The organism is Stenotrophomonas sp. LC732 (genome assembly GCF_052446685.1).
In the GTDB taxonomy this organism is placed as follows: domain Bacteria; phylum Pseudomonadota; class Gammaproteobacteria; order Xanthomonadales; family Xanthomonadaceae; genus Stenotrophomonas; species Stenotrophomonas muris.
In genome coordinates this window covers 4,350,701-4,366,360 of record NZ_CP199214.1, presented here as the reverse complement: position 1 = coordinate 4,366,360, position 15,660 = coordinate 4,350,701, and the positions used below count along the sequence as shown (strand labels likewise).

Genomic DNA, 15,660 nt, shown 5'->3' with positions numbered 1-15,660 from the left:
ATCCGGCCCGTCATCGCCGATGGCCTACAATCGGCGCATGACTGATTCACCGCGTAATGGCGAACTGGACCTGGCAATCATCGGTGGTGGTGCGGCCGGGGTGCTGGTGGCGATCCAGGTGTTGCGCCAGGCCCAGGCGCCGCTGGCGCTGGCCATCTTCGAACCGGCTTCGCAGCTGGCGCAGGGCATCGCCTATGCCACGCCGTGGCCGGAGCACCTGCTGAACGTGCCGGCGGCGAAGATGAGTGCGTTTGCCGACCAGCCCGGCGATTTCCTCGACTACCTGATGGCCGCCAACGCCTACCCGGGCGAGGCGCGCGAGGTGCTGGGCGAGCGTTACGTGTGCCGCCACTACTTTGCAGCGTACCTGCAGCAGCGCCTGCAGGAGGCCGCCGCGGCCAGCCCGGCACAGCTGCAGGTGATCGTGCAGCCGGTACTGGGCCTGCAGCCGGATGACCACGGCTACCAGCTGGCACTCGGCGATGGCCAGACGCTGCACGCCGCACAGGCAGTGCTCGCCATCGGCAACAGCATGCGGCCGCTGCCGGTAGCCGGTGCCGAGGCACTGCCCGCCGATGACGTGATCGAGGCCTGGGACTACGACGGCGTACGCACCCTGGCCGGTGAGCAGGCCGTGGCCATCGTCGGCTCCGGCCTGAGCATGGCCGACACCGTGCTGGCGCTGGTTGCAGCCGGCCACACCGGCCCGCTGCATGTGATCTCGCGCCATGGCCTGCTGCCGCTGCCGCATGCGCATGGCGGCCTGCCCACGTTCGACCCGGCTGCGCTGCTGCCGATGAGCCTGCGCCAGCGCCTGCGCGCGTTGCGCGGGTTCGCGCGCCAGGCGCAGGCCGACGGCCTGCCGTGGCAGGGCGTGATGGACCGCATCCGTCCGCACGGGCAGGCGCTGTGGTGCAGCCTTGACGCGGCCGACCAGCGCCGCTTCCTGCGCCATGTGGTGCGCTACTGGGACGTGCACCGCCACCGCATCGCCGAAGAGGTCGACGCACAGCTGCAGGCGCTGATCGAAAGCGGCCAACTGCGTATTCACCGGTCCCGCCTGCAACGCATCGGCCGCGAAGGCGATGCCCTGCGGCTGTCGGGTCGCGACGCCTCCGGCAAGGATCAGCACTGGACGATCGGCGGCGTGATCAACGCCACCGGCGTGGAAACCCGCGCCAGCGCGCTGCGCAATCCCTTGCTGCAACAGCTGCAGAGCGATGGCCTGGCCCGCCCCGGCCCGCACGGGCTGGGCCTGGACAGCACAGTGCCGGGCGACCGCCTGCGTGCGGCCGGTGGCCAGCCGCAGGCGCGGCTGGGCGTACTCGGCAGCCTGCGCATCGGCAGCCTGTGGGAAAGCCTGGCGGTGCCTGAACTGCGTCAGCAGGCACAGGCACTGGCCACCCAGGTGGTCGCAGGAGCCGCGACGGCGATGCCGTAAAATGGGGGCATGGATGTCTCCCACCTGCTTGATGGCCTGAACCCGGCCCAGCGCGAAGCCGTCTCCTCTCCCCCCGGCCACCACCTGGTGCTGGCCGGTGCCGGTTCCGGCAAGACCCGCGTACTCACCCACCGCATCGCCTGGCTGCATGAAGTCGATGGCGTGCCGACCCACGGCATTTTCGCGGTGACCTTCACCAACAAGGCGGCCGGCGAGATGCGCCACCGCATCGACGCACAGCTGCCCCATGGCAGCCGTGGCATGTGGATCGGTACCTTCCACGGCCTGGCCAACCGCCTGCTGCGCCTGCACTGGCAGGATGCGAAGCTGCCCGAAGGCTTCCAGGTGATGGATTCGGACGACCAGCTGCGGCTGGTCAAGCGCGTGGTGCAGGCGCTGGAGCTGGACGATGGCAAGTACCCGCCCAAGCAGATCGCGTGGTGGATCAACGCGCAGAAGGACGAGGGCCGCCGCCCGCAGCACATCCAGCCCGAACCGCACGACGCGTGGCTGGAAACCATGCGCCAGGCCTACATCGAGTACCAGGCGCGCTGCGACCGCGCCGGCCTGGTCGACTTCGCCGAGCTGCTGCTGCGCGCGCACGAACTGCTGCGCGACAACCCGGCGCTGCTGTCGCACTACCGCGCCCGCTTCCGCGAGATCCTGGTGGACGAGTTCCAGGACACCAATGCCATCCAGTACGCCTTCGTGCGCGTGCTGGCCGGTGATTCCGGCCACGTGTTCGTGGTCGGCGACGACGACCAGGCCATCTACGGCTGGCGCGGTGCCAAGGTCGAGAACGTGCAGGGCTTCCTGCGCGATTTCCCGGGCGCGCAGACCATCCGCCTGGAGCAGAACTACCGCTCCACCGCCAACATCCTCGGCGCTGCCAACGCGGTGATCGCGCACAACCCGGATCGCATCGGCAAGCAGCTGTGGACCGACAGCGGTGACGGCGAGCCGATCGACCTGTACGCCGCGTACAACGAGATGGACGAGGCACGCTACATCGTCGAGCGTGCCCGCCAGTGGGTGCGCGACGGTGGCAGCTACACCGAAGTGGCCGTACTCTACCGCAGCAACGCGCAGTCGCGCGCGCTGGAAGAAGCGCTGCTGAGCGAGCAGGTGCCGTACCGCGTGTATGGCGGCATGCGCTTCTTCGAGCGTGCCGAAATCAAGGACGCGCTGGCCTACCTGCGCCTGCTGTCCAACCGCAACGATGACGCCGCGTTCGAGCGCGCGGTCAACACGCCCACCCGGGGCATCGGCGACCGCACGCTGGACGAAGTGCGCCGCGAGGCACGCGCGCAGGGTATCTCGCTGTGGGAAGCAACGATGCTGGTCACCCAGGGCAACGCGCTGGCCGCACGCGCGCGCAATGCGCTGGCCGGCTTCCTGGGGCTGGTCAACGAGCTGCAGGCGCAGACCGTGCACATGACCCTGGCCGAGCGCGTGGACCACGTGCTGGCCCGCTCGCAGCTGCGCGAGCACTGGAGCAAGGAAAGCCGCAATGCGCTGGACTCGGAGTCGCGCACCGACAACCTCGACGAACTGGTCTCGGTGGCCTCGCGCTTCGTGCGCCGGGCTGACGACATCGAGGAAGTGGGCGAGGACATGGACGAGCTGGTCGCGTTCCTGGCCTATGCCGCGCTGGAGGCCGGTGAGGGCCAGGCGCAGGCAGGCGAAGAGGGCGTGCAGCTGATGACCCTGCACTCGGCCAAGGGCCTGGAATTCCCGCTGGTGTTCCTGGCCGGCCTGGAAGAAGGCCTGTTCCCCAGCGCACGCTCGCTGGAGGAAAGCGGGCGGCTGGAAGAAGAGCGCCGCCTGGCCTATGTCGGCATCACCCGCGCGCGCCAGAAGCTGGTGCTGAGCTATGCCGAATCGCGCCGCATCCACGGTCAGGACAACTACAGCCTGCCGTCACGCTTCCTGCGCGAGATTCCGCGCGAACTGCTGCACGAAGTGCGCCCGAAGGTGCAGGTCTCGCGGCCGGCCTCGATGGGCGCCAGCCGGGTGATGGGCCATGCCTCGATCGAGGCGCCGCCGGTCAAGCTCGGCGCGCTGGTCACCCATCCCAAGTTCGGCGAAGGCATGGTGACCGACTACGAAGGCAGCGGCGCGCACGCCCGCGTGCAGGTCGAGTTTGCTGATGCCGGCAGCAAGTGGCTGGTGATGGCCTACGCCAACCTGACGGTGATCTGATCGCCGTCGAGGGGTCGGATCGCTCCCGCAGGGAGGGCTCTGACCCCATCGCGGAATGCACGTGGTTGGGGCCGGAGCCTTTTCCGTTGGAAAAGGGCTCTGCCCCCATTAGGCTGCGCTCATGACCCGCAATGTGCTCTTCCTCTGCAGCCAGAACCGCCTGCGCAGCCCGACGGCCGAGCAGGTATTCGCCGATTGGCCGGGCATCGAGACCGCCTCGGCCGGGCTGCTGGCCGACGCCGAGGAAGTGCTCAGCCCCGAGCTGCTGCAGTGGTCCGATATCGTGTTCGTGATGGAGCGCGCCCACCGCAACCGGCTGTCCAGCCGCTACAAGGCCTGGTTGAACGGCAAGCGGGTGATCTGCCTGGATATTCCGGATGACTACGAGTACATGGACCCGGTGCTGGTGGAACTGCTGAAGCGCAAGGTCACGCCGTTCCTGCGTTGACAGACTGTTGTAGAGCCGAGCCCATGCTCGGCTGCTTTTCCGGCCAGAAGCAGCCGAGCATGGGCTCGGCTCTACAATAGGTGGCACTTCTTCCAGGAACGCCCCCATGACCGAACCCACGCTGCACGTCACCGTGAAGTTGAACGCCCGGCTGCAGCCGGAGCACCGCCACGAACTGTTCGAGGATCCGCTCGACGCGCTGCTGCAGGCGGCCCAGGTGGGCGAGCTGACCGGCGGCGGCACCGCGATGTCCGACCTGGGTGAGGTCGAATACGGCGATATCGAAGTGGCACTGGTCGATGCCGCGGGCGTGCCGAAGCTGATCGACCTGCTGGAGCAGCTGGGTGCACCGAAGGGTTCGCAGATACAGGGCGCAGGCGAGGCCGATCGCAGCTTCGGCGTGACCGAAGGCCTGGGCATCTACCTGGATGGCCTGAACCTGCCGGACGAGGTCTACGAACAGTGCGATTCCAACCACGTGTTCGAGCAGCTGTCCGGGAACATCGACGGCCTGGGCGAGATCTGCAGCTGGTGGCAGGGCCCGACCGAGACCGCGCTGTACATGTACGGCCAATCGTTCGAGGCGATGCGCGATGCGATTGACGAGTTCGTGGCCAGCTACCCGCTGTGCCAGAACGCGCGCGTGGTGCAGATCGCCTGAGCGACGTTGTTGTAGAGCCGAAGGTAGCGGCAGGAGCCGCTGCCAACGTCGCTTGCGACGGCCCGAAGGGTGCCGGTCAGGACGACCGGCATAGCCCATGCTCCGCTGCTTTTCCCGCCAGAAGCAGCCGAGCACGGGCTCGGCTCTACAGAAGAGGGCGGGCCGAGCCCCTGTCCCCCGGACCACGTGACGGTGCGCACACGCCGCTGCGCGGCGCCGGATTGATCCTGCTCAAGGCGCCGCCTGCACATACGGTGTGCAATGGTGTCGTTCCCATCCGGCAGACCGCCACGGAGCCCCACCATGTACAAGCGCATCCTGATTGCCACTGACGGGTCCGAACTGGCCGACAAGGGCCTGGCCAAGGGCTTGGAGCTGGCCAAGGACCTCAACGCCGAGGTCGATATCGTCACTGTTTCCGAGCCGTGGGCCGTCGGAATGTACGACGCCATGGGCTGGAGCGTGGGCTACATGAACAGCCCCGAATACAAGGCCGACCGCGAGGAAGGCGCGCAGAAGGTGCTGCAGCCGGCGCTGGCCAAGGCCGCCGAGCAGGGCATCACCGCCAACCCGGTGCACGTGCTGGACCGCTATGCGGCCGACGGCATCATCGAGACCGCCGGCGAGCGCAACAGCGACCTGATCGTGATGACCTCGCACGGCCGCCGTGGCGTGACCCGTGTACTGCTGGGCAGCCAGACCGCCGAAGTGCTGGCACGCAGCACGCTGCCGGTGCTGGTCATCCGCTGATCCATACCCGCTGATTCAAGCGTTCCCGGGGAGGGGACCCGACGCCGGCCGCAGGATGCGCGCCGGCGTTGCTTTTTTGTGGGGGATCGGGGCCGTGCCGGTGGCCCTGAGGGGGTCAGAGCCCTTTCCTGTGGAAAGGGATCCGACCCCGGTCACAACCCCGGTCACCTCACCAGCTGTACAGCTTCCAGTAGACCGGCGACACGCCGTCCTTGTCGTTGTCCATGCGGCCGTCGCCGTTCTTGTCGTACATGTAGAACGGGGCACCGCGCGACGGGGTCACCTTGACCATGCGCAGCTGGCCGGACACGCGGTATTCCTCGATGGTGTCACCGTTGTCCATGGTGCGCTTGGATACATCCGCGCCCTTGACGTCCACCGGGGGAGCGCCCGCGCCACCCATGCTGGCGCAGCCAGCGAGCAGGAGCAGGGAAGCCAGCATCAGGGTCTTCATCGGCGGGGCCTTTGCCTGGAAAGAGCCCTGATTATGCCCCATCGCGGTGTACGGGCCGTGTCGCCGCGGTGCAGGCACGGGCGCGTAGAATCGGCACATGAGCAGATTAGTCCTGATCGACGGGTCCAGTTACCTGTACCGCGCGTTCCACGCGCTGCCGCCCCTGTCCAATGCACAGGGTGAACCCACCGGCGCGCTGTTCGGCGTGGTCAACATGCTGCGTTCGACGCTGAAGGAGCGCCCGGCCTACGTCGCGTTCGTGGTCGACGCGCCGGGCAAGACCTTCCGTGACGACCTGTACGACCAGTACAAGGCCAACCGCCCGCCGATGCCCGATGAGCTGCGCAGCCAGGTCGAGCCGATGTGCCGCATCGTCGAAGCGCTGGGCATCAGCATCCTGCGCATCCCCGGCGTGGAGGCCGACGATGTGATCGGCACGCTGGCCCTTCAGGGCCTGGCGCAGGACCTGAAGGTGACCATTTCCACCGGCGACAAGGACTTCGCCCAGCTGGTGCGCCCGGGCATCGAGCTGGTCAACACCATGACCGGCAGCCGCATGGATTCGGATGCGGCGGTGATGGAGAAGTTCGGCGTGCGCGCCGACCAGATCATCGACCTGCTGGCGCTGATGGGCGACGCGGTCGACAACGTGCCGGGCGTGGAGAAGTGCGGGCCGAAGACCGCCGCCAAGTGGCTGGCCGAGTACCAGTACCTGGACGGCGTGATGGCGGCCGCGCCGGCCATGAAGGGCAAGATCGGCGAGAACCTGCGTGCCGCACTGGAGCGGCTGCCGCTGAACCGCGAGCTGGTGACCATCCGTACCGACGTGCAGCTGGACGCCAGCCCGACCACGCTGGCCCTGCGCGAGCAGGATGTGCCGGAGCTGACCGAGCTGTATACGCGCTATGGCTTCACCCAGGCGCTGAAGGAGCTGGGCGCGCCGGTGCCGGCACCGGTGGCCGCCAGCGAGGCGACCCCGAGCCTGCGCGGCACCGCCGCTGGCTTCGCCCGTGGCAGCGTCGAGGCGCCCGCCGCTGGCACGCTGGATCCGGCACTGTCCGCGCCGGGTGAGTACGAGACCGTGCTGACCGCCGAGCAGCTGCAGGCCTGGGTCGAACGCCTGCAGCAGGCCGACCTGATCAGCTTCGATACCGAGACCGATGCGCTGGACGCGATGCGCGCGCGCCTGGTGGGCATCAGCCTGGCCGTCGAGCCGGGCAGGGCGGCGTACATTCCGGTCGGCCACGACTACCCGGGTGCGCCGGCCCAGCTGCCCATGCAGCAGGTGCTGGACGCACTGCGCCCGGCGCTGCAGGACCCGGCGAAGAAGAAGCTGGGCCAGCATGGCAAGTACGACCTGCATGTGCTGCGCCGCCACGGCGTGGCGGTGCAGGGCTACCACGACGACACCATGCTCGAGAGCTTCGTGCTCAATTCCACCGCCACCCGCCACGACATGGATTCGCTGGCGCTGCGTTACCTGGGCTACAGCACCATCAAGTTCGAGGACGTGGCCGGCAAGGGCGCCAAGCAGATCCCGTTCTCGCAGGTGGGCATCGACGAAGCCAGCCGCTACGCCGCCGAGGACGCCGACATCACCCTGCGCCTGCACCACGCATTGCAGCCGCAGCTGCTGGCCGAGCCGGCGCTGGACAGCGTGTACCGCAACATCGAGATGCCGCTGGTGCCGGTGCTGGCCAGCATTGAAGCCAATGGCGTGCGGATCGACACCGACGAACTCCGCCGGCAGAGCCAGGACCTGTCCTCGCGCATGCTGGCCGCGCAGCAGAAGGCCACCGAGCTGGCCGGGCGCAGCTTCAACCTGGATTCGCCCAAGCAGCTGCAGGCGGTGCTGTTCGACGAGCTGAAGCTGCCGGCGGTGGTGAAGACCCCGAAGGGCCAGCCCAGCACCAACGAAGAGGCGCTGGAGGCGATTGCCGACCAGCATGAGCTGCCGCGGGTCATCCTGGACTACCGTGGGTTGGCCAAGCTGCGCAGCACCTACACCGACAAGCTGCCGGAGATGGTCAACCCGGACACCGGCCGGGTGCATACCAGCTACCACCAGTCCGGTGCCGCCACCGGCCGCCTGTCCTCGTCGGACCCGAACCTGCAGAACATCCCGATCCGCACCGAGGACGGCCGCCGCATCCGCCGCGCGTTCATCGCCCCGGAAGGCTTCCAGCTGCTGGCGGCCGACTATTCGCAGATCGAACTGCGGATCATGGCCCACCTGTCCGAGGACCCGGGCCTGGTGCGTGCCTTCGAGCAGGGCGCCGACGTACACCGTGCCACCGCCGCCGAGGTGTTCGGGCGCACGCTGGAGGAGGTGACCCCGAACGAGCGCCGCGCCGCCAAGGCCATCAACTTCGGCCTGATGTACGGCATGAGCGCCTTCGGCCTGGCCCGCAACCTGGGCATCGACCGTGGCCAGGCGCAGGACTACGTGGCGCTGTACTTCAGCCGCTACCCGGGCGTGCGCGACTTCATGGAGCGGATGCGCCAGCAGGCCCGTGACCAGGGCTACGTGGAAACCCTGTTCGGCCGTCGCCTGTACCTGAACGACATCCACGCCCGCAACCAGGGCCTGCGTGCCGGTGCTGAACGCGCGGCGATCAACGCGCCGATGCAGGGCACTGCCGCCGACATCATCAAGCGCGCGATGGTGGATGTGGACCAGTGGCTGCGTGACAGCGGGGCGCCGGCACGGATGATCCTGCAGGTGCACGATGAACTGGTGTTCGAAACCGAAAGCAGTTTCGTCGAGGACCTGCGTTTGCAGGTCGTGGAGCGCATGTCGCAAGCGGCCAAACTGCGGGTGCCACTGGTGGTCGACACGGGCGTCGGCAACAACTGGGACGAAGCGCACTGACGGTGTTTCAGGCCGAAAACGACGTGAATTTGTTCATGAGTCGGGTGTTTCTGACTCGACCATGAATGTTGCCCCTATTGAAATTCATTAAATGGGGCCCCTTCACGAACCGTTAGTGTTCGAAGTGCTTCTATAACTCCCGACAGGCGCAACGCCTGTTGTGGATCTCTCCCATCCCCTGGAGCAGATCTCGGAACGGGGACTCCTCCCCAAGTGCCCGTTCCCCGGCCCCGTTGACCTCCCCCTGGTCAGCGGGGCTTTTTATTTGCGCCAACGGAAACACACACTGGGGGTCAGATCCCTTTGCCCGCCGGGCAAAGGGATCTGACCCCAGATGCTAGGCTGGGCCACCGTTCCGCAGGGGAAGACCATGCCCGACCTGTTCGCCCTGGCCATGCCGTGGTGGGAATTCATCCTGCGCGCGGTGGTGGTCTATGTCGTGGTGCTGGGCATGGTCCGGCTGGGCGGCAAGCGGGCTCTGGGGCAGATCACGCCTTTCGACGTGCTGCTGATCGTGCTGCTGGGCAACGCGGTGCAGAACGCGCTGCTGGGCACCGACACCTCGCTGGGCGGTGGCCTGCTGCTGGCGGCCACCCTGATCGTGCTGAACTACGGGGTGGGCTGGTTGACCACCCGGAATCGGCGCATGGAGCGGATGATCGAAGGAGAGCCCACCGTGATCGCGCGTGATGGCCGGCTGTTGGAGGGCGTTCTCCGCCGCGAACTGATCAGCCGGGCCGATTTCGATGCCGCGCTGCGCCAACAGGGCGGGCTGCAGATCGAGGACGTGCAGATCGCCTTGCTGGAGACGACCGGGCACATCACGATCATCGCGCGGAAGAGCACCTGACCTCGTAGCGCCGGGCCGATGCCCGGCTCAACAGGTGCCTGGCCTCAGGGAGCGGCTTCAGCCTTCAGCGCCGGCCAGTTGCGCGTCGCGTCCACATCGCAGGCGACGTGGGTGCCCTTGCCGTCCTTCGCGCAGATCGCAGCCATGGCCTGCGGAATCTTCGGATCCGCGGTATGCGCATACACCGCGGCCATTGCCAGGCAACCTTCGCGCACACCCGCGCTGCACAGCGTCTGGAAGTAGGACAGCGATGCGGCCCATTGTTCGTTTTTGAACAGTGCCTCGCCGGCAACCTTGCAGCCCAGCAGCTTGCCATCGGTGCAGCAGGCCTTGGCGCCGTCCTTGCGGTCCAGGGTCGGGCAGTCCAGCGGCAGGGGGATCTCCACGAAGGCCACCGGCGGTGCGCAGCTGGCATTGCCTGAGCCCGGCTTGCGCTCGTAGTAGGCGAAGCGGTTGCCGCCGTCGACGCTGGCCAGGTTTCCGTTCTTCAGCGGCTGCAGTACGAAGTCGCTGCCGACGTCGCGATGGATGAGGATGCGCCCGTCCTGCAGGCTCGCGCGCAGGCGCTGGTCGCGGCCCCCGGCTTCCACCAGGCCACCATCGAGGAAGCGCAGCTGCGAGAGCACGCCGTACTCCGCTTCATAGCTCCCACAGGGCAGCGCGGAAGCCGGCACCGGGGCCAGTGCAGCGGCCGGTACCGAGGCCAGTCGGGCAAGCGCCTCGGCGCGGCCGCAGGCCACGCCCTCCGCGCGCTGGGCGCACGACAGCTGCAGCGCCTGATGGGCCTGCAACAGGCGCCCACCACTCCACAGCGCCTCGGCAACGTCGGCGCAGAACGCCTCGCCCTGCTGCTGCCGGCACAGTGCGGCCAGTTCATCGAGCTGCGCGGACGGCAAGACAGGGTCGTTCGAATGCTGCAGGCCGAGCACGGCCTTGCCCATCATCTCGGCGCCGACCACCTCGGCGATCGCCCTGCAGCCCTCGGCATTGAACGACGCCGAATCCTCCTTGCAGATCTCCGGCATCGGCGGCTCGGAACGTGCAGGCGCCGGCGCTGCGTCCTTGGCCTGCCGCTGGTAGGTCTCCAGCAGCTGCATGCAGGCCGCGCCCACGCCTTCGGCGCACCAGGCATGCAGCTTCAGCGGTTCGGCTTCCGGCAACGCCTCCAGGCACTCGGAGGTGTTCATTACGCAGCCGCCCTCGATGGGCTCCGGCATCGTCTTGCAGGCGGCGGTGTGCTCGCGGGTGAATTCGCGATAGGGGGTGCTGATCGTGCGATCGTTGTCCGAGAAGTACCAGTTTTCCAGGCGGCCGGTGGACAGGTTGCCGGTGCCGAGCACGTCCTCCTGGCGGGCGATGCGCAGCTGCTCGGTGGCTTGGTAGGGGCCGGACAGGAAACCATGGCCTTCACTTTCGATGGTCAGCGTGGTGTTGCCGTCGACGTCCTTGTAGGTGCCGCAGGCCATCGATTGCGCGGCGGCCGGCAGGCTGGCCGAGGCCAATGCAAGCAACAGCAGGGAGCGCCAGCCCGCGGCGCGGGGGCGGAAGGGAACAGCAGCAGGCATGGGGTCATCCTTGAAGGAGGCAGTGCAGGGCCTGTCCGGCGCGGGGCGCACCACAGGCGTAAGAAGGCGCCACGGATCAGGCGTGGCGCCGGACGATCAGAGCCAGTCGCGTGGCACCAGGTAGTCGGCCAGGCGCGCCTCGGCGCTGCCCGCTTCCGGGGTGAAGCCGTACTCCCAGCGCACCCGCGGCGGCAGGCTCATCAGGATGCTTTCGCTGCGGCCACCGCTCTGCAGCCCGAACAGGGTGCCGCGGTCGTAGACCAGGTTGAACTCCACGTAGCGGCCGCGGCGGTACAGCTGGAACTCGCGTTCGCGCTCGCCATATGCGGCGTCCTTGCGCTGCTGCACGATCGGCAGGTAGGCGTCGAGGAAGCCATCACCGACCGCACGCAGATAAGCGAAATCGCGCTCGAAATCGCCGTGCAGGTCATCGAAGAACAGGCCGCCGACGCCGCGCGTTTCATTGCGGTGGCGCAGGAAGAAGTATTCATCGCACCAGCGCTTGTGCGCGGCATAGCGCTCGTCGCCGAACGGTGTGCACAGGTCGCGGGCGACCTGGTGCCAATGCTGCACGTCCTCGTCGAACGGGTAGAACGGAGTCAGGTCGAAGCCGCCGCCGAACCAGCTGGCCACCACTTCGCCGTCGCGCTGCGCCTGGAAGAAGCGCACGTTGGCATGGGTGGTCGGCACGTAGGGATTGAGCGGGTGGAACACCAGCGACACGCCGGTGGCGCGCCAGGAGGCGCCGGCCAGTTCCGGGCGGTTGGCCGAGGCCGACGGCGGCAGGCGGCTGCCGGCCACGTCGGAGAAGCCGATGCCGGCCTGCTCGAACACCGCGCCGTCGCGCAGCACGCGGGTACGCCCGCCACCGCCCTCGGCCCGCTGCCACAGGTCTTCCTGGAAGCGGGCCTGGCCATCGACGGCCTCGATCGCTGCACAGATCCGGTCCTGCAGGTCGGTGAGGTAGGCGCGCACGCGCTCGAATTCGTTCATGGCGCTACTTTACCGCAGGGCCCGCCCGAAGCTGCGGGCAGGCCTTGGCCGGCTCATCGCTTGCGGTTGGAAGCGCGCGGCGCCGGAGTGTCCTCGGCCGTCGCTTCGTCCACCGCCTCCTGCAGGACACGGCCCAGCTCCAGGGCGCTCCAGTTTCCGGTGTCCAGCACGTCGCAGGCGACGTGGCGCCCGCTGCGGTCGGCGGCACACAGCCGCTCCAGCGTCGCATGGGCGTCGATGTCGCTGCTGCGGCCCTGCGCTGCGACCAGGTCTTCGCAGCCCTCGCGCACGCCGGCACGGCACACGGTGGTGTAGTGCTCTGCCGCCTGCCGCCACTGGCCGGACAGCGCAAGACGGTTGCCAAGAATGTTGCAGCCCTGCAGCTTACCCTGCGCGCAGCAGGCTTCGGCACCGCCGCTGGCCAGCGCCTGCGGGCAGTCCTGAGGCAGCGGCAGCACCGTGTAGTGTTTCGGCGGGCTGCAGGTGCTCGCGCCCTCGCCGGTCGGCACGAACACCTGGAAGCGTGTCCACGTGTCCAGGCCCAGCAGCTGGCCCCCGGGCAACGGCCGCAGCACGAAGTCGCCGCCCTTGTCGTGGCGGATGCGGATGTCGCCGTCTTCGACACGAGCACGCAGTTGGCTGTCCCAGCCGATGCCGACCCGTCCTGCATCGCCGAAGTCCAGCGTATCCATCAGGCCACCTGCGGCGCGGAAGGTGCCGCAGGGCAGCGCCGTAGCCGGCTGCGGCCGCAACGAGGCGCCCAGCGCCTGCAATGCAGGCAGGCGCTCGCAGGCGGCGCTTTCCTTACCGGGCGCGCACGCTGTGGTCAGTGCCTGCACCGCCTGCAAGGGGTCGCCGGATTCCCACGAGAGCTCGGCCACGCGGCTGCAGAAGCCGCCATGGCCGACCTGCTGGCACAACTGCAACAGCTGCTGGCGCTGCGCGGCCGGCACCACCACCGGCGTGGAGGGTGACAGCACGGAGCTCACGGCTTCGACCATCGCCGCACCCATCGCGGCCTTGACGATCTGATCCTGCAGCGCCGGATCCGCTTCCAGCGCCGCTGCACAGGCCGGTGTCTCGTTGCTGAAGCCGCCATTCCGGCACGGCACAGGCAGTTCGATGCCGGCCAGTGCGGTATCGAGGATGGCCTGTTGCTGCGCCTCATCCGGCGTGGCCGGCGCCCTGGCCTCGTCATGCCAGCGATCGGCCAGCTGCAGGCACATGCCGGGCACGCCTTCCCGGCACCCTGCTTCCAGCGCGGCCGGGGGCGCTTCACGGCGGTTGTCCAGGCACGCCGCCGCATCGGCCAGGCAGCTGCCTTCAGCCGGCCTGGCTGCGGCGGCGCACTGTGCGGGGGCCTGCAGGATGTAGACCGTGCCATCCACCTCGACCGTGCGGCCACGATCGCGCACCTGCAACGCGCTGGGCAGGCCGTACTCCAGGTTCACCAGTTGCAGCTTTCCGTCGATCTGCTGGAACGCGACCGGAGACGGCGCACTGCCGAAGTGCTTCTGCTCGCCGCGGTTCGGTGAGCTGATGCGCAGCGTGCCGCTGCCTTCGTCGGCCTTGAACAGGCCGCATTGCGGTGACTGTGCGGCGGCCATCGGCGCGGCCAGCAGCAGCGCCCAGACCAGCCAGCGGCGGCGCGGTGCGGGTGAATGCATGTCGTCTCCTTGACGATCGAACGGGAAACTCCAGGCGCTACGGCGAACCACGGCCCTCGCGCGGGGGCGTGCATTGTGCCGTGCCGGGCACCGGCTGGTAGCGCTGGTAACCGGTCTGCGTATCCATGCCAAGCAGATCGCCGTTGCCCAGCTGGCGCAGGACAAGGGTTTCGCCGTCCTGCTGAAGGTGGATGGCGCCGTCTTCCAGTCGGCCGCGCGTGCCATCGCCGAAGTCGAGCCTGTCGATCGCGCCGCCATCGGCCTGATAGCGGCCACAGGGCACTTGCTGGAGAGGCACGAGGCGTAGATCGGTGCCGAGTTCACGCAATGGCGCAACACGTTCGCAGGCACTGGCGCGCCCAGCATCGCAGACCACCTGCAGCGCCTGCACGGCCAACGCGGGTTCCAGCGCGATCAACTGCTGCTCGGCCACCTCGGTACAGAAGCGACCACCACGGTGTTGCAGGCACAGCTGCTGCAGACGATCACGTGCAGCGCCCGGAAGCGGCGAATCCGGCGCGTCTTCGTCTACCTGTTGCAGACGTTCGCCCAATTGCTGCATGGCGGCAGCCAGCGCATCACTGGTTTGCGTCTCGCAGGCCTCCGGATCATGCCCAGGTGTGGGTTCGCGGCAGATGCCCGGGCGCTCGAAGCGGGCCGGGCCGGTGTCATTGGCTACTGCTGCGCTGTTCTCGCGCAGTTGTCGCAGCAGCGTCGAGCAGCCTGCGCCAACGCCTTCATTGCACGCGCGCAGGGCCTGGCCGGGTGAGGCCGTGGGCAGCTGCGCGATGCAGTGGCTGCCGGCGGCGCGACAGCTGCCGTCCATCACGCTGGGTTCGATGGCGCAGGCGCGGGAGTGGCTCAGCGTGTAGGTCACCACGTCGTCCTCGATGCGGTGCCCATCGGCGCTGATCCGGATCGGTTGCGCCACGCCATCGTCGAGCATGACCAACCGGGTCTGCGCCGCACTGCGATCGACCCATAGTGGCTCCCGTTCACGGATGTCGTTGTGGCGGTAGCCGCTGCTGGGGGTGGTGAACACGAGCGCCATGCCGCCATCGGCGCTGCGGTATTCGCCACACTGCAACGCGTCGGCGCTGGCAGGCAGCGCGGCGAACAGCAGTGCGGGAAGAAGCATCAGCAAGCGCATGCGACAGTCCTTGTCGAACGGGGATCGGTAGAACTCAGTGGAAGCGCGAGCGCACATCCGGCCGCAGCAGGCGCCAGGCCAGCCAGCCCTGCAGGCCGAGAAGCACGAACGACATGCCGACCACGGTCAGCGTGATCAGCCAGCGTTTCAGCTGCAGCTCCTGCAGCAGGGCCGGGTCATCGGCCAGCAGCGGAATGAAGTCGCCCATGAACAGGTCCAGCCACCAGGCGGCCGCGAAGTTGGTCAGGCCACTCAGCAGCAGCAGTACCACGAAGCTCCACAGGCCCCAGCGCCGTTCGCGCAGCAGGCCCCAGCTGGATACGGTCGAGGCCAGGCACAACAGCGCGACGACCATCGATGCGGCTACCGGGTGCGCCAGCAGCCAGATCAGGCTGTGCAGCTGCTGGTGCTGCACTTCGCTTTCCACCAGGCGCCACAGCGCGAGGTTGTGCAACGGCCACAGCACCAGTCCCTGCAGCACGAAGTAGATCGTCAGCACCAGTGACAGCCAGAACGAGGCCTGTGCGACAGGACGCACCCAGGCGTGATAGGCCGGGGAAGGCAGCGAGGGGATCGACGGGATCGACATTGACATCCGATGTCCTTG

Annotated in this window: 13 protein-coding genes; 7 read left to right on the top strand and 6 right to left on the bottom strand. The window is 68.1% G+C overall.

The genetic code is table 11. The annotated features are described in order from the left end of the window. Positions 1-19 precede the first annotated feature (19 nt). From ACT6SE_RS20595 to ACT6SE_RS20575, 5 genes are all read left to right on the top strand, one after another. Positions 20-1,441 (top strand): FAD/NAD(P)-binding protein, encoded by a 1,422-nt coding sequence (locus tag ACT6SE_RS20595; protein WP_444811050.1) that lies wholly within the window; start codon positions 20-22, stop codon positions 1,439-1,441. Between the two features lie 9 nt (positions 1,442-1,450). Beyond that, complete coding sequence (gene uvrD, locus ACT6SE_RS20590) at positions 1,451-3,643, top strand: DNA helicase II (RefSeq protein ID WP_046433238.1); 2,193 nt, start codon at positions 1,451-1,453, stop codon at positions 3,641-3,643. 121 nt (positions 3,644-3,764) lie between these two features. Beyond that, the gene (locus tag ACT6SE_RS20585; protein ID WP_046433235.1) at positions 3,765-4,091 is read left to right on the top strand and encodes a low molecular weight protein tyrosine phosphatase family protein; all 327 of its coding nucleotides are present in this window, start codon (positions 3,765-3,767) and stop codon (positions 4,089-4,091) included. Positions 4,092-4,197: 106 nt separating this feature from the next. Next, positions 4,198-4,752: a hypothetical protein gene (locus tag ACT6SE_RS20580; protein WP_014648865.1), complete on the top strand. Its 555-nt coding sequence runs from the start codon at positions 4,198-4,200 to the stop codon at positions 4,750-4,752. A gap of 303 nt (positions 4,753-5,055) precedes the next feature. Then, positions 5,056-5,502, top strand: a complete 447-nt coding sequence (locus ACT6SE_RS20575) for a universal stress protein (protein WP_005411629.1) — start codon at positions 5,056-5,058, stop codon at positions 5,500-5,502. Between the two features lie 169 nt (positions 5,503-5,671). On the opposite strand, the gene ACT6SE_RS20570 is transcribed toward ACT6SE_RS20575, so the two are convergent. Continuing rightward, positions 5,672-5,956, bottom strand: a complete 285-nt coding sequence (locus tag ACT6SE_RS20570; RefSeq protein WP_014038952.1) for a DUF2782 domain-containing protein — start codon at positions 5,954-5,956, stop codon at positions 5,672-5,674. 97 nt (positions 5,957-6,053) lie between these two features. On the opposite strand from ACT6SE_RS20570, the gene polA reads away from it, so the two are divergent. Continuing rightward, the gene (gene polA, locus ACT6SE_RS20565) at positions 6,054-8,828 is read left to right on the top strand and encodes a DNA polymerase I (RefSeq protein ID WP_046433232.1); all 2,775 of its coding nucleotides are present in this window, start codon (positions 6,054-6,056) and stop codon (positions 8,826-8,828) included. Positions 8,829-9,198: 370 nt separating this feature from the next. Then, positions 9,199-9,678, top strand: a complete 480-nt coding sequence (locus ACT6SE_RS20560) for a DUF421 domain-containing protein (protein ID WP_046433229.1) — start codon at positions 9,199-9,201, stop codon at positions 9,676-9,678. A gap of 44 nt (positions 9,679-9,722) precedes the next feature. Here ACT6SE_RS20560 and ACT6SE_RS20555 read toward each other — a convergent pair whose 3' ends face one another. From ACT6SE_RS20555 to ACT6SE_RS20535, 5 genes are all read right to left on the bottom strand, one after another. Next, positions 9,723-11,243: a hypothetical protein gene (locus tag ACT6SE_RS20555; protein ID WP_046433227.1), complete on the bottom strand. Its 1,521-nt coding sequence runs from the start codon at positions 11,241-11,243 to the stop codon at positions 9,723-9,725. Positions 11,244-11,339: 96 nt separating this feature from the next. Then, positions 11,340-12,236, bottom strand: coding sequence for an oxygen-dependent coproporphyrinogen oxidase (gene hemF, locus ACT6SE_RS20550; RefSeq protein WP_046433223.1), 897 nt, complete (start codon positions 12,234-12,236; stop codon positions 11,340-11,342). 53 nt (positions 12,237-12,289) lie between these two features. Next, positions 12,290-13,903, bottom strand: a complete 1,614-nt coding sequence (locus ACT6SE_RS20545; RefSeq protein WP_046433221.1) for a hypothetical protein — start codon at positions 13,901-13,903, stop codon at positions 12,290-12,292. 37 nt (positions 13,904-13,940) lie between these two features. Then, positions 13,941-15,053 carry a hypothetical protein gene (locus tag ACT6SE_RS20540; protein WP_046433219.1) on the bottom strand — a complete coding sequence of 371 codons (1,113 nt, stop codon included), beginning with the start codon at positions 15,051-15,053 and terminating at the stop codon, positions 13,941-13,943. Positions 15,054-15,087: 34 nt separating this feature from the next. Then, the gene (locus tag ACT6SE_RS20535) at positions 15,088-15,648 is read right to left on the bottom strand and encodes a hypothetical protein (RefSeq protein ID WP_046433216.1); all 561 of its coding nucleotides are present in this window, start codon (positions 15,646-15,648) and stop codon (positions 15,088-15,090) included. Between the last annotated feature and the right edge of the window lie 12 nt (positions 15,649-15,660).